Source organism: Psychroflexus montanilacus, from assembly GCF_020164535.1.
GTDB lineage: Bacteria > Bacteroidota > Bacteroidia > Flavobacteriales > Flavobacteriaceae > Psychroflexus > Psychroflexus montanilacus.
In genome coordinates this window covers 1,271,114-1,284,901 of record NZ_JAIQZC010000001.1, presented here as the reverse complement: position 1 = coordinate 1,284,901, position 13,788 = coordinate 1,271,114, and the positions used below count along the sequence as shown (strand labels likewise).

Here is a 13,788-nt window from a genome sequence, read left to right as displayed (position 1 = left end):
TTGAGGATTAATTTTTATTAAAATACAAAAATTTCCGTTCTGATTTAAACTCCAGCCATATGGTATATGCAATGTTCTCTTTTCGTTATTTATTTTCAATACGATAGTCGTTATTCAAATTATCTACGTGGTTAATAAAATGAGTAATATTCCCAAGTCCCCATTGGTTACTTGTCGCAATAATGGAGTCACTCAATTTAATTAGTTCATCAGATTTCAAATAATGCCTTTTATGTCCTGTTCTGTCATAAATTTCTTGGGCATTTTCCTTTGTGTCGAAAACTCCAATACTACCTTGTAAGATTTGCGGAAAAACCTTTTCTAATTTAGCATATGAAATTGTTGGGTTTTCTTCTACAAAAGTTCTAACTACTCTATTAACCAATCTTGCTTTATTATAAATCTGCCCTTTAAATTCAAATTTTGAAAAGTCTCTGCTTGTATAATTGTATTTGAAAAAAGTGTCAGTAATAACAAATATTTCATTTTTTATACTTCTAAACCTTCTAAGAATCATACCTGCAATAGGTATTCCATTAGCAGTTGTATAGCCATCCTGCAATCTACGTTGCAATTCAGGTGATATTGATGAGCCAACTAAAACTCCAATCCAATTTGGATCACTTTCAACTTCAGCCCAAAATTCGGGGTGTTTCTTTAAAATCTGATGTCTTTCATTCAAATAATCTTCTAGTTGACTTAAGGATTGGTCATTTATCTCGTTAATTTTCAACTCTATTAGAGCGAGGTAATCAAGACCATATTTAGCTAAAATATCAATTCTACCGTCTCGGTCTGAAGTTTTTCTCCCACTCTTCAATGCGATTTCTGCATCCAAAACAGTAACATCAGCAAAGTTTTCCGTATCCAATTTTAAAATGTCTCCATTCTCCATTAAATAGGCTTCCATTGCCAATTCCTTAAGAAAAGGATAGTTTTTTAATTCGATATTATTTGCTGTTATCTGTCTAAATATTTCCATCTACCGGTTTTGTTTCCATAACGAATGCAAACTCATTATAAGTTCCTAAAATACACGTTTACATCAAATATTTAGAACATAAACCCATATTTATAGGATTAGAATAAATAATGTAAAAATATAAATCCAACTCGATCGAAAATGCAAAAGCCCTGAAAAGGACTGAAAACAACTCATTTTTTTAGAGTTTTAATGGCTTGTGCAACGGTTACCATTGTTGGTAATAGTGATTTAACCGTAAATTCATTTAAATCTATTCTGCAACTCAGGAGTCATCTTTTCCCAATAATCTTTTTTTAATGATAATACAATCACACCATCTTCTGCAAGTGAGCCATATTTTTTAACACCTTCTGGCCCCCTTAGCACATTGACTGATCCAATCCATTCTGGCCTTAATTCTCTTATAACTTTCTCCTTAGAGCCTTCGTCTTCAAAGAGTTTCATAAACCGTTTTTCATTTATCTGTATGATGTATAATGGATTTGTTGTCGTTTTGACTTTACAGTCAAGAGTGATTAGTGTTGTCTTTTCTTTTATAGAATCATTATTCTGACCGGTCACATTGATGAAGACAATAAAAATTAAAACGACAGTTAAAAGAGGGTTTTGCATCAAGATATTTTTAAAGTTGAATTTTGTGTATGATTTTGCATTATTGCTAGCGGTCTGGCTATGATTAGTGGCGTGTTTTAGCACTTAATTTAGCAAATAAACACCAGATAGAAAATCTGTGAGGATTTTCAGAAGAAGGAGAGAACTAGCTATTACTTATAGCCATTTTAGTGATGTCGTTTTTTTACGCAGATATTGGTTTCACGTTGATTTGTCCACCAATGGCTTTCAATACTTTCATTATTGTTCCAAATTGTGGTTTTGCTCCGTCGGATAATGCTTTGTAGAGACTTGGTCTGCTCATTCCTGTTTTCTCCGCAATTTTAGTCATTCCGATTGATTTTGCAATATGTCCAATTGCTATTATTAAGTCAGAACTGTCTCCATCTTCAAGAACTGTATTCAGGTATTCAGCAATCATTTCTTCGCTGTCTAAATAGTCCGCTATGTCAAATCTTGTGGTTTCCATTTCAATCATTTTTTATTTTGTTCCAAATTCTTTTCGCTTTTTCGATATCTTTTTGTTGAGTCGATTTGTCTCCGCCAATAAGAAGAATAACAATTTTGTTGTCCTTTTCCCTAAAGTAAACACGGTAGCCTTTAGCGTAATTTATTCTCATTTCGCTAATTCCGTCTCCAACAGGTTCACAATCTCCGAAATGTTCATCTGCTTCAAGTTTCTGGATTCGGAAGAGAATTTTAGATTTCGCTCGAATGTCTTTCAGCTTTCTAATCCACTTGTCAAATTCAGTTGTTTTTTCGGTAATTCTCATTCATCAACTGTATCCAAATAGATACAAATATAGAATAAATTTTGAATTTAAATTGAAATTTTTGTGAATTCTAAAAATTCGTCTTAATTGCACAACAATGTTCTGTGTATGGACAGAAGGGCAGATTCGAAGCACTTAACTTTCGGTTAAGCACGAAGTTTGATACGAGCTAAAACCCTTAAATTTAATAATGTCTAAAATTAATGAAGAAAAGAGTTGTTTTTTACCACAGTTCTTAGTTACCTGCTGGCTTTATTTAATTCATCATCATTTTGTAGTGTGCAATATGACTTATTTTTTTAGAATTTAGTGGCTTGTGCGACGGTTACCGATGTTGCACATAGTATTCTCTATTATTCTTTTTCGAATTTACCATTGTTAGCATTAACTATAAATATTTCTTGTTCGGTGTTCTTAATTTCTTTTAAATCACCGTTTACAGACCATTCATTTTCTAATACTGTTTTTGTCAACTCAATTCTATTTCCTTTAATATGATGTTCTAAAATTATTGAACCACCATAATCCGCGAAATTTTGTCCAATTCTGATTTCATCAGTTTTTACACCTGATTTAAATAAAGCCATATTTATTATTTCGCACTGACCTCCAGCTCTACAATCTATTTTATAAATGAATCCAAGTATATCGTTTTTAAAATCAACTTTTTTAACTGTTTTGAATTCGTCTGAGCTTTGATTGTTATTATTAATCTCAAAATATTTAACTAACGTTTCGTCACTAATCTGATTTCCTGGCTCATTAAATAATTCAATTAGAGGTTTTAAATTCTTACTTTCAATTTTGTCATTTTCATTTTTAGTTTCAGTGTTAGAGTTACAGGAAATAACATTTGAGAGTAAAATTATTAAAACAATAATTAGTTGATATTTTTTCACAGAAGTTAGTTTTAAATATTATGTGTAACGGAAAGTGTATCTTTCAGTGGCGACTTAAAATGCACAAGTTTTTCGGTTAAACTTTAAGTTTCTAAAAATACACAAAACTCTCGTTTCAGCACAAATCTCGCCATTTTTGTTATGCGCTGTTACCCAACGTTTTTATTCCGCTATTGTAAAAACAGCCGATTGGATTTGATTATCAAAAATTTGAACAATACCATTTTCTTTCGTGTAAAATATAGTGTTAGTGAATGCAGTATTAAATGTTTCCAAAACATATGTTTCAGAGTATTCTACGCCATTAACGTTTATATTTGTAATCTCACCATTATATTCAAATCCAAGACTATTAAATTCAGTTGTAGATAAATATTCACCGAAGCAATCACCGGTTCCAATTGAGAATTCAAAATTCCCATTGCTTCTTGCTTCAACCAATACGCTCACAGAGTAACAATTTGATTGATCAGAAAATCTGAATGTGCCCCGTTCATAATATGTATCTCCACCTGCATCTAAAATTGTTCCTGTACTTGGGCCACTTCCGTCAACGTAACGAATGTCTTTTGATATAATTTCAAGTTCTATAATTTCATCAGTTATTAAATTCTTAAGTTGGAAAGTATCACCTAATTCAAATTTAATCAACTCTTTTGCATTTTCACTTAAGTCAATATAACTATCTGAAGGTTGACAAGATGCAAGTAATATTAAAGCTATTAATGAAATATTTATTAACCTATTCATGTTTGATTTTCTGTTTGTTTAAATGTTGGGTAACGTCTTGCGTATATGGTTTGTGGCGGGATAACAAGCGCTCGCCTTTCGGTTAAACTTTTAATTTTCTAAAAATACTATAATTTTCGATTCAGTACAAAATCCGCCATAAACTATATACGCTGTTGCCAACTGTATTTTTTCGCACTTTTGATTCAGCGGAGACTTTGGTTTTCAGTAAACTGATTTTCGATTATTCATTATTCAAATCGACCGTCAGCTAAAAAATCAGTTAAGACAGAACGAAAACAGTCTTTTACATTTGGCATTCAGCCAATTAATTCGGCTATTTTTTTTCAGATTCAGGTTATTTTTTTGGCAATCTATTCAGAGCAATTTAGTCAGCGCAAATTATTCGGCAGAGTCCATTCAGATTTTGATTTTCAGCTATGATTTGAGGGTTTTACCAAAAGTTTGGTTTTCGGCAATTCATTCGTCAGTCAAATGAGTGAAATTTATTCAGCGTTTTTTTTAATCCGATTTCGATTATCAGATAATTTTCAGATCTGATTTTATTCCGCAATTCGATTTTCAATTTGAGTTCTTTTTTTTTAATATAGTTGGCAACTAGTATATATCCTCTAAAACTAGTAACTTTTTCGCATAAAATTGAGTTGACTAATAAAAAACTTAGCAAAATTTAGGTTTTAGGAGTATACACCTGTCCGCGATGAGGTTTGAGGCGATCTCTTAAATCTTTCATTTGACTTTCCTCCACTACAAGAAAAGCGATGTGATGAAACTCATTCACAGGTTCAACTCCTGTGATATGACCTTCCATCGCATTCATCTTTATAAAATCCCTTAGGTGGATCTCATGGTGCTCGGCGGTCTTTTCTGCATTGGGTCCGCGGAAATCCCATATTAATTTAATCTGTCTGCTCATTTGATTTTATTCAGCTATGGTTTTTAAAAGTGATCTGACGTCTTCAACGGTATTCACGTAATTTTTAGCTTTGGTCTTTCTTACCCCTACTTTTATGGTTTGTGCTTTTTCAGGAAGCTCTTCAAACATAAACTCATCGGTCCAGTCGTCCCCAAAAGCAAAGATATGTTCTGAAGGGAAGTGATCCACCAGGTTGGAGGAAGCACGACCCTTATTTACCTTACTACTTTTGATTTCAATCACCTTATTACCTTCCAGAAGGGTAAGATCAGTATTGGAAATAAAACTGGTCAGTACTGTTTTGATTTCTACCAGTCGTTTTTGTGCCAATTCCACATCGGTATTGCGGTAGTGCCATGCCAGAGAATATTTTTTCTTTTCGACCAGTGTCCCCGGGGTTCTGTCTACGAAGGTTTCCAAAACAGGCAGAACATCTTCCATCCAGTCGGTTTTGAGCCTTTCCATCATTTTCCAGTCTTCCCCTTCCAGTCTCATGGAAACCCCATGATCGGAAACTAAGGTGTAAGGCGTATGGCCAAACCACTCGTTTAGGGTTTTCTTATCTCTTCCACTTATGATGACTAGCTTTGTATTTGGTTTGGAATTTAAATTTTTCAGGAGCTCATAAAGCTCCGGGTCTGGTCTAGCATCTTCTGGCTGATTGGTAAAGTTAACCAGTGTTCCATCGTAGTCCAAAAACAACAACTTTGAAGCTGTAGATGTCATTTGGGCTTTGAAATCAGTCAGGTCTTTCTCATCAACCTTTTTGGCCTGGATGGTATGATAGACCTTGTGGACTTGATTTAGCGAATTCATAAATTCATTGGCCCATTTTCTTACACTATATCTGGATACACGCTTTTGTAGCGCTTTCATTCTTTGTTTCTGCTCAGGTTTTGGCATTTCCAAAGCCTGCTTTATGCTATCGGCGATTTCCTCATAATTGAAAGGGTTGATGAGTAAAGCTTCATTCAGTTCCTTAGAAGCACCTGTCATTTCACTTAGTACCAAAACGCCATCTTCCCGTGTCCGTGTGGCTATATATTCTTTAGCCACCAGATTCATGCCGTCTCTCACGGGAGTGATGAGCGCGACATCCGAAGAGGTGTAGAGATCAATCAGGTTTTCGAAAGGCAAAGCTCTGTAGAAATACCAGATCGGGGTCCAGCTTACGGTGGAAAATTCTCCGTTGATTCTGCCTACGAGCTCATCGGTTTCCTGTTTCAGTTTTTGATATTGTGGAACCTGCGAGCGTGAGGGCACCGCAAGCATAATCAATCTGATCTTTTCCTGAAACTCCGGGTATTTTTTTAAAAAATATTCAAAGGCTTTGATTCTGTTGGGAATGCCCTTGGTATAATCCATTCGGTCAATAGACAAAATCATTTTGACACCATCTTCATTTTGTAAATGCTGATCCAGGCGCTTCTGGATTTCAGATTTATGGTCTTCATCCATTTTGTCGTGATCCAGGGCGGCTTGTTCAAATTTTTCATAATCGATTCCCATAGGGAAAGAATCGACTTTTATAATTCTGTTCTTGTAGGTGACTTTATTAAAATTTACCTCCAAACTTAGAATTCGCTTGACCGAACTCAGAAAATGGCGTTCATAATCATAAGTATGAAAACCGATGAGGTCGGCACCCAGCATACCTTCAAGAATTTCTTTACGTTTTGGGAAGGTCCTGAAAATCTCGTAAGAAGGGAAGGGGATATGATTGAAAAAACCGATAGAGATGTCTGGTTTTTTTGCTTTTACCATCGCAGGAACGAGTAGCAGTTGGTAATCCTGTATCCAGACCTTGTCGCCATCTTCCACATGCTCTAGTACTTTGTCAGCAAATTTCTGATTGACTTTTTTATAAGCCTCCCAGGATTCCGGGCTATACTCTGTATACTCTATAAAATAATGAAATAAAGGCCAAAGTGTTCGATTGCTAAATCCATAGTAGTACAAATCCAAGTCTTTTTGGGTAAGGTTGACTGCTACACACTGCTCTTTGGTAACAGCTTCGTTAACCTGTTTCTCCAGTTCTGGTGTCAGTTCTTCTTTGGTCATTCCACTCCAGCCTATCCAGATGCCATTGCCTCCTTTGTGTACAGTTTTGAGACCTGTGGCTAGTCCTCCCACACTTGGGGTAACTTCCAGTTGATCATCTTCAAAACTTACTTTAAGAGGTAACCTGTTTGAAACTATAATTGTTTTATTCATATCAAAAAATTCCTTTAGGTCGAATTATTTCCTTTATTTTTATAAAAATAAGATTTTAATCCCTCATAGAGGGTCAAATTTTTAGGGGGTTTGCTCCAAAATTTAAATTTATTGTTAAACCAACCCCTTTATTTGTTGAAGGAGTTAGTAATTTGGTTAAATAAACTTTAGGTATGAATAATTTGAATTACGGAATTATAGGAAATTGTAGAACTGCTGCATTAGTTTCAGATACAGGATCGCTAGATTGGTGCTGTTTGCCAGAATTTGATTCGGCTTCAGTTTTTGCTAAGCTACTGGATGAGAAAAAAGGAGGACAGTTCGCATTTGAAGTGGATGATTCCTACACTATATCTCAAACTTATTTAAAGGATACCTGTATTCTTAAAACTGAATTTGTTTCTGAAAAGGCTAGCTTTGAACTTTATGATTTCTTAGCCAGGTATGCCAAAAAAGACAAAAACTACCATGCACCGCCTGAGGTGATCCGTTATCTCAAAGTGACTAAAGGAATTCCAAAGTTAAAAATAGATTACTCACCAAAACTGGAATACGCTTTGAGTAACACAGAAATTTATATCAAGAAAGATTTCATCGTAGCGCTTACCGAGGCAGATGAATTTGATACTTTATTTCTATATACCTCACTTCCTAAGGAATCCGTGGTCAATTCAGAAGAAATAGAGCTTACTGAAGATGCTTTTTTTGTCATGTCTTATAATGAAAAGATCGATCTCCCAAGCATGGCTTCGGTGACCTTGGATTTTGAAAGAACAAAACTGTACTGGCTTAACTGGAGTTTTAATACCCCTCGTTTCGGTTCTTATGATGATATGATCTTGAGAAGTGCGATGACCCTAAAGCTGCTTAGTTACGAAAAAACTGGCGCCATCCTCGCTGCAGCGACCACCTCTCTGCCAGAAACGATTGGTGAAGTAAGGAATTGGGATTACCGTTTTTGCTGGATAAGGGATGCCTCCATGGTTGTGAAAGTAGTGTCTCAACTTGGTCACACCAGAATGACTAAGCGGTATCTCCAATTTATTATTGATTTGATTCCAGATAAAAACGAGAAGCTGCAGATCATGTATGGGATCAATAAAGAAAAAGAACTTACAGAAAAAAAGCTGTCTCACCTTTCCGGCTACAATGGATCGCAGCCAGTGAGAATAGGGAATGCGGCCTACGCTCAAAAACAAAATGACATTTATGGTATTTTGGTGGATGTGATTCATCAGGAGCTGGTGAAATTTAAATCCGATACCGATAACAAAGAAGAATTGTGGACCATCACCAAAGGAATTGCCTGGGTAGTGGGTAAACACTGGCAAGAGCCAGACAAGGGCATATGGGAATTTAGATCGGAAGACCGTCACTTTACATTTTCCAAAGTCTTGTGCTGGGTTGCTATAAACAGAGCTATTAAGATTTCAAAATTATTCAATAAGACTTCAAAACTTGAGCGCTGGAAAACGCTGGAGCAAGCTATCAAAAATGATATTCTGGAAAATGCGTGGAATGAAGAGGTACAGGCATTTACTCAGTCTTATGGATCTACAGATCTAGATGCTTCTGTCCTGCTGATGGAAACTTACGGATTTATTGAGGCTAAGGATCCAAAGTATGTAAGTACCGTAAAGGCTATAGGGAGAGATCTCACGAATGATGGCCTCTTGTACCGTTATAAAAATAAAGATGATTTTGGACTGCCAAGTTCTTCATTTACCATTTGTACGTTTTGGTACATCAATAGTTTGAATAAAATTGGAGAAGTAGAGGAGGCCAGAAGGCAATTTGAACGACTGATAGGATTTTCCAATCATTTAGGGCTTTTGAGTGAAGACATTGATTTTAAAACCAAACGTTTATTGGGAAATTTCCCACAGGCTTATTCGCATCTGGCACTAATTGAAACAGCTATTAATTTATCTAAAGCAGTTTAACTTAAAACTCAGAAAACCTTCTGTCAAGAAGAAAATTGTCATCGGTTAAAGTGTTAAGGAAAGCGATAAGTTGTTCCTTTTCAGTTTCAGAAAGAGAAATCCCTATTGAGTTGCTTTGCTGGAAAACAGAATCAAGATTTTCTGTAAGTTGAACGCCAGAATCATAAAAGTCTAGGACTTCTTTAAGTGTCTTAAAACGACCATCATGCATATAGGGTAAGCTTACAGCTATATTTCTTAAGGAAGGAACTTTGAATTTGTATTTGTCGGTTTCAAGACCAGTCACTCGTTTTCTGCCTATATCATTATACCTGGGATCAATAGGTAAACCATTATTTCGGTAAGATTGATCAGTGAAAAGAATGCCTTCATGACAACCAGAACATTTGGAATCAAACAAGGCTTTACCTGCAGCTTCAGCTTCAGTGAATACGGCGTTGCCCTCTAGGACTTTATCGTATTTGGTATCTGCAGAAACCATCATCACCATAAACTGAGATAAAGCTCTGAACATGTTCTGCGTATTGACCTTTCCATTTTCAAAAGCTATTGAGAAAAGGTCAATATATTCCTCGTCACTTTCAAGTTTGTTCAACACATTGGTGACCGTTTCATTCATTTCTACATCTGTAGTGATAGGGATAATAGAAAATGCATCTAGGTGAGGTGCTGCACCGTCCCAGGAAAACTCATTAAAATAGGCCAGGTTAACAAGAGGTTGTGCATTACGGGTTCCTAAAGCTCCATTGACGCCATGGCTAACTTCGTGGGTGTGATGCGTGAAGGAAAATTCCTGAATATGACAGAACCCACAGGAAATAACACCTGTTGAGGATAACCGGCCGTCATAAAATAGCTTCTTGCCTAATTCGAATCCTTTTTCTGTTGGAGGGTTTTCATCTAAATCGTAAACGGGTTGAGGAAAAAAATCGGGTTGGGGAAAATCCAATGCTTTGTCTTCTGAAATTGGAACATAAGTATCCTCATCGCTGTTACAAGCCAAACAGAAATACAGACAAAAAATTAATAATGACAATTTCATCCTTAAATTTAATTAGTGCTGTGAGTTGGCTTCAATGAAAACATCTGACTTGCATTTTCAGCAATTTTTGGCGCATTTACAGGGTCTACCTGAATATCTGATTTATCATTGATCCTGATGTCGTGAACAGCATTGAAAAGTTTGGATATATCAGTTTCAATGGCAATGAGATCTTTACGCGTAAGATCCAAATCAAATTGAGTAGCCGATAATTCAACGGTTTTATAATTATCTAGATTTGTCCCGTGACTACCGATATGAAACAAGAAATTATCCTGATGGCTTTCGTTCTCTATTGAAAAATCACCTTCTATTTTGAAAAAGATATAGCCAGCTGACCAGCTCCATAACATCTGGTTTTCTTCTGCAGTAGGGACAAAGTTGTCTACCCCATTCAAGGGGTAATTGGTTTGATCTATACCAATCCCAAATTTGAGTGTTTGAAAGTCTTGAGCAGGAACATTGTTTAAAACAATAATTTGGCTTTCTGGTTCACTTTCGTTGATTAAAAAGTAACTGTTATCTTGAGGATAGGTGAACACCTCTCCATTCTCTTTTACCAATTGAATATTGCTGATAATGTATTTGAGCTCATCAATTGAGTAAGATTCGTTGGATGTGTTTTGATAATTTCCAGTTCCAAGATTAATTCGATCCCCAGCTATTTTATTCTCAAAACTTATTGTAATATTCTTGGTGTCGCCATCGTTACTACAAGAAGACATTAACAAAGCGAAACCTATTAAAGTGATGATTTTTTTCATTTTACTTCAGTTTTAGAATGAATGCATCTTTATCTCCCTTATTGATTATGAAGTCGTTATCCTCACTTTCACTACTTCCAACTACAAATATTTCTCCTTTAGTATTTTGAGCAGCATCGTTTCCGAAGTCTAAACCAGTTCCACCAATATTTTTTTGCCATTTTAAATTTCCACTACCATCAATAATAAAAGTCCATACATCATTTAATCCATAATTTGATGAGAGTTGATCGGTTTGACTTTGAGAGCTGCTTGTGACAAAATACTCATCATTCCCTATGGGTATTATCGATCTGCCTGCATCAAAGTTGGGTCCTCCATAGGTGTTTTCCCAAATTTTATTTCCTTCGTTATCAAATTTAATTACCCAAACATCAGCATTCCCCTTTAGATTAGAAACGTCTTGGTCATCACTTCGGGTATCACCCACCAGCATAAAGTTATTATCGTCTGTTTGAATCACATCATAACCCACTTCTATACTACTTCCACCAAAATTCTTTTGCCAATCCAAATCTCCATTAGAGTTTGTTTTAACTACCCATACATCGTAGCTTCCTCTGGGGTTTGTAATATCAAAATCGTCACTTTCAGAATGCCCAACTTGAATAAACCCACCATCTTCCGTCTGTAAGCTGCCGTAGCTTCTGTCATTATTGGTTCCTCCAAAATATCTTCTCCATTCCATTTCGCCTTCGCCCGAAAGTTTGATTCCCCAAAATTCGCCTACTCCATGCTTTGGTAAAGCAGTTTCGTGATTGGTCTTTAAGTTATTAAAATCATCATTTCCTTCACCTCCCGATGCTGTTACATCAAGGAAGCCAGTAGCAAAATATCCACCGTCTTTGGTTGAAGTAATGCCATAACCTCGATCGTTTCCAGAATAGCCTATACTTCTTTCCCATTGTATGCTGCCATTAGCATCTAGCTTTACCACCCAATAGTCTTGAAATCCAAAGTTTTGGGAGACGTCACCATCCAGACTTCTGGTGAAACCATTTACAATGAACCCACCATCTGAAGTTGAAATCATGTCCTGTCCGCGGTCATCATTGCTGCCCCCAAATACTTGCTGCCATTCTATGTTGAGGTTTTCGTCAAATTTGACCAGCCAGTAATCGCTATCTGTAGCAGATTTCCCTACCACATCTCCATCATTACTTTGGGTGAACCCAAAAGCTGCTGCGCCTCCGTCAGGAGTAGCAACTACCGATAGAAAATCATCCTGCTGAGATCCGCCTATGGTTTTAGCAATACTTACTTCGCCAAGGAATTCCTGTGCCTCATCCGTTTGTTCTTCAGCCTGGTCGTCATCACTAGAGCAAGAGATAAGTATGGCTATAAAAATGAGATATATAATTGATTTTAGCATTAGTTAATAACAAGTTTTCTGGTAAATGAATTGTTGATTTTAAGCATATAAAGGCCAGTTTTCAAAGACTCCACGTTTATTTGGACATCCTTCTGATTTTTATAGGTTTGAGAAAATACTTTTTGTCCCATTAGATTGTAAAGCTCAATTAATTGAATCGCTTCTGATGGAGTTTGAATCTGAACGAAAGTTTTTGCAGGATTAGGAAATATTGAAAAGTTATTTTGAGCAAAATCAGTTGTATTAAGCGTGCCTGACTTTCTGATCAGAAAAAAACCTCTGTTGATATCACTCACTACAATATTACCACTTTCAAAGTAAGGGTAATTACTCCAAACGCCTCGGAAGCCCGCATTATCATTTTCAGGATAAGTATCAAAATAATCAATTTCGTTTATGTCTTGAGAGCCGATAGAGGTTATATCAACCATTCTAATACCAGCATTATAATTAGAAAGGAAGAACGTATTTCCATGCACATATCCGTTATGATCTATTGCAGAAGAAGGTCCAAAATAGTTGAAGAGGAAGCTAGGATTGTCCAAATCTTCCAAATCAAAAATGATGGTTTTTGTATCGAATCCAAAATTTGCTTCATCAAATTCATCACCAAGTAAAAAATAGCGGTGATCTTCAGTTAGCCAGCCTTGATGCGTATAGCCAATATTGCTATATGAAACGGTAGAGATTAACACTGGATTAGAAGGGTCGGAAACATCTACAAAAACGACTTCATCTTCATTGCTTCCCAGAAATATTTCTTTACCGGTATAATCACTATCCGGGCCTTCATAAGTGACTACCTGGGCATCATGGGTGTAAAAACTTCCGTCATAACCTCCAGCAAAAATAGGATTAAGTGGGTCTGAAATATCTACAATATGTGCTCCTCCATTAAAGGTTGAGGAGCCTACAGCATAAGCATAAGGTTCAGACTCATTGATGATAATATTGTGTGCATTCCCAAAACCATCGTAATGCGCATCATTATCAAAGGTGGTGGGTGCATTAGTGACATTTCTCAGTCGAGTTAGATCAAACACCTGCATACCATGACCGCTAGCTTCCGAAACCACAAAAGCAAAATTGTTGTAAACTTTGATATCTCTCCAGCTACTAGACTGAGTATGAGTAGGGAGTTTGCCAAGATAAACTGGTTCGGTTGGGTTTGAAATATCAATAAAAGCCGTGCCGTTGGTTAAGCCCATTAAGGCGTATTCTTTGCCGTCCTCAGGATCTGTCCACCCCCATGAATCGTTTCCAGAGCTTGCAGAAAGTTCATTTAGGTCAATATGAGCCATTAAATCGTAATCATTGCATGGATAAGACCCTGCAAAGCCATTTTCACAAGGAATTTGGGAATACATCGTTGAACCAAATAAGAAAGCAAAAAAAACAGAGTAAATCTTTTTCAAAATAAGAATTTTATCCAAATATAGCGGAAAAGATTTAATTCGTATAAACGTCTAATGTTATGAATATAGGACTCTTAGCTTTAACTCTCAACTATCCAAAACC

13 protein-coding genes are annotated in these 13,788 nt (G+C 36.2%); 1 reads left to right on the top strand and 12 read right to left on the bottom strand.

Annotated elements, in window-relative coordinates:
- Window positions 1–85 precede the first annotated feature (85 nt).
- The 8 genes from LB454_RS06110 to LB454_RS06075 form a co-directional block, all read right to left on the bottom strand.
- Window positions 86–982: a PDDEXK family nuclease gene (locus LB454_RS06110; RefSeq protein WP_224463724.1), complete on the bottom strand. Its 897-nt coding sequence runs from the start codon at window positions 980–982 to the stop codon at window positions 86–88.
- A gap of 243 nt (window positions 983–1,225) precedes the next feature.
- On the bottom strand, window positions 1,226–1,597 hold the full coding sequence (locus LB454_RS06105) for a hypothetical protein (RefSeq protein ID WP_224463723.1): 372 nt from the start codon (window positions 1,595–1,597) through the stop codon (window positions 1,226–1,228).
- A 184-nt stretch (window positions 1,598–1,781) separates the two neighbouring features.
- Complete coding sequence (locus LB454_RS06100) at window positions 1,782–2,066, bottom strand: addiction module antidote protein (RefSeq protein ID WP_224463722.1); 285 nt, start codon at window positions 2,064–2,066, stop codon at window positions 1,782–1,784.
- A gap of 1 nt (window position 2,067) precedes the next feature.
- Entirely contained in the window at window positions 2,068–2,370 is a 303-nt protein-coding gene (locus tag LB454_RS06095) for a type II toxin-antitoxin system RelE/ParE family toxin (protein WP_224463721.1), read from the bottom strand.
- A gap of 353 nt (window positions 2,371–2,723) precedes the next feature.
- Window positions 2,724–3,269: a hypothetical protein gene (locus LB454_RS06090; RefSeq protein WP_224463720.1), complete on the bottom strand. Its 546-nt coding sequence runs from the start codon at window positions 3,267–3,269 to the stop codon at window positions 2,724–2,726.
- A 162-nt stretch (window positions 3,270–3,431) separates the two neighbouring features.
- Window positions 3,432–4,019, bottom strand: a complete 588-nt coding sequence (locus tag LB454_RS06085) for a hypothetical protein (RefSeq protein ID WP_224463719.1) — start codon at window positions 4,017–4,019, stop codon at window positions 3,432–3,434.
- Window positions 4,020–4,689: 670 nt separating this feature from the next.
- Window positions 4,690–4,935, bottom strand: coding sequence for a hypothetical protein (locus LB454_RS06080; protein ID WP_224463718.1), 246 nt, complete (start codon window positions 4,933–4,935; stop codon window positions 4,690–4,692).
- 6 nt (window positions 4,936–4,941) lie between these two features.
- On the bottom strand, window positions 4,942–7,149 hold the full coding sequence (locus LB454_RS06075) for a bifunctional alpha,alpha-trehalose-phosphate synthase (UDP-forming)/trehalose-phosphatase (RefSeq protein WP_224463717.1): 2,208 nt from the start codon (window positions 7,147–7,149) through the stop codon (window positions 4,942–4,944).
- A gap of 173 nt (window positions 7,150–7,322) precedes the next feature.
- On the opposite strand from LB454_RS06075, the gene LB454_RS06070 reads away from it, so the two are divergent.
- A complete protein-coding gene (locus LB454_RS06070) occupies window positions 7,323–9,092 on the top strand; it encodes a glycoside hydrolase family 15 protein (RefSeq protein WP_224463716.1) in 1,770 nt (589 codons plus the stop codon).
- 1 nt (window position 9,093) lies between these two features.
- On the opposite strand, the gene LB454_RS06065 is transcribed toward LB454_RS06070, so the two are convergent.
- From LB454_RS06065 to LB454_RS06050, 4 genes are read right to left on the bottom strand one after another with little or no spacing between them, the layout of a single operon-like run.
- Window positions 9,094–10,134, bottom strand: a complete 1,041-nt coding sequence (locus LB454_RS06065) for a cytochrome-c peroxidase (RefSeq protein ID WP_224463715.1) — start codon at window positions 10,132–10,134, stop codon at window positions 9,094–9,096.
- A gap of 8 nt (window positions 10,135–10,142) precedes the next feature.
- The gene (locus LB454_RS06060) at window positions 10,143–10,898 is read right to left on the bottom strand and encodes an MbnP family protein (RefSeq protein WP_224463714.1); all 756 of its coding nucleotides are present in this window, start codon (window positions 10,896–10,898) and stop codon (window positions 10,143–10,145) included.
- Window position 10,899: 1 nt separating this feature from the next.
- A complete protein-coding gene (locus LB454_RS06055) occupies window positions 10,900–12,270 on the bottom strand; it encodes a hypothetical protein (protein WP_224463713.1) in 1,371 nt (456 codons plus the stop codon).
- Window positions 12,270–13,685 (bottom strand): choice-of-anchor B family protein, encoded by a 1,416-nt coding sequence (locus tag LB454_RS06050; RefSeq protein ID WP_224463712.1) that lies wholly within the window; start codon window positions 13,683–13,685, stop codon window positions 12,270–12,272. Before LB454_RS06050 ends, LB454_RS06055 begins: the two co-directional genes overlap by 1 nt.
- Between the last annotated feature and the right edge of the window lie 103 nt (window positions 13,686–13,788).

Bases quoted from the DNA above. Each gene is read 5' to 3' on its own strand.
- LB454_RS06110 (WP_224463724.1), bottom strand. From the start codon at position 982: ATGGAAATATTTAGACAGATAACAGCAAATAATATCGAATTAAAAAAC.
- LB454_RS06105 (WP_224463723.1), bottom strand. From the start codon at position 1,597: ATGCAAAACCCTCTTTTAACTGTCGTTTTAATTTTTATTGTCTTCATC.
- LB454_RS06100 (WP_224463722.1), bottom strand. From the start codon at position 2,066: ATGGAAACCACAAGATTTGACATAGCGGACTATTTAGACAGCGAAGAA.
- LB454_RS06095 (WP_224463721.1), bottom strand. From the start codon at position 2,370: ATGAGAATTACCGAAAAAACAACTGAATTTGACAAGTGGATTAGAAAG.
- LB454_RS06085 (WP_224463719.1), bottom strand. From the start codon at position 4,019: ATGAATAGGTTAATAAATATTTCATTAATAGCTTTAATATTACTTGCA.
- LB454_RS06080 (WP_224463718.1), bottom strand. From the start codon at position 4,935: ATGAGCAGACAGATTAAATTAATATGGGATTTCCGCGGACCCAATGCA.
- LB454_RS06075 (WP_224463717.1), bottom strand. From the start codon at position 7,149: ATGAATAAAACAATTATAGTTTCAAACAGGTTACCTCTTAAAGTAAGT.
- LB454_RS06070 (WP_224463716.1), top strand. From the start codon at position 7,323: ATGAATAATTTGAATTACGGAATTATAGGAAATTGTAGAACTGCTGCA.
- LB454_RS06065 (WP_224463715.1), bottom strand. From the start codon at position 10,134: ATGAAATTGTCATTATTAATTTTTTGTCTGTATTTCTGTTTGGCTTGT.
- LB454_RS06060 (WP_224463714.1), bottom strand. From the start codon at position 10,898: ATGAAAAAAATCATCACTTTAATAGGTTTCGCTTTGTTAATGTCTTCT.
- LB454_RS06055 (WP_224463713.1), bottom strand. From the start codon at position 12,270: ATGCTAAAATCAATTATATATCTCATTTTTATAGCCATACTTATCTCT.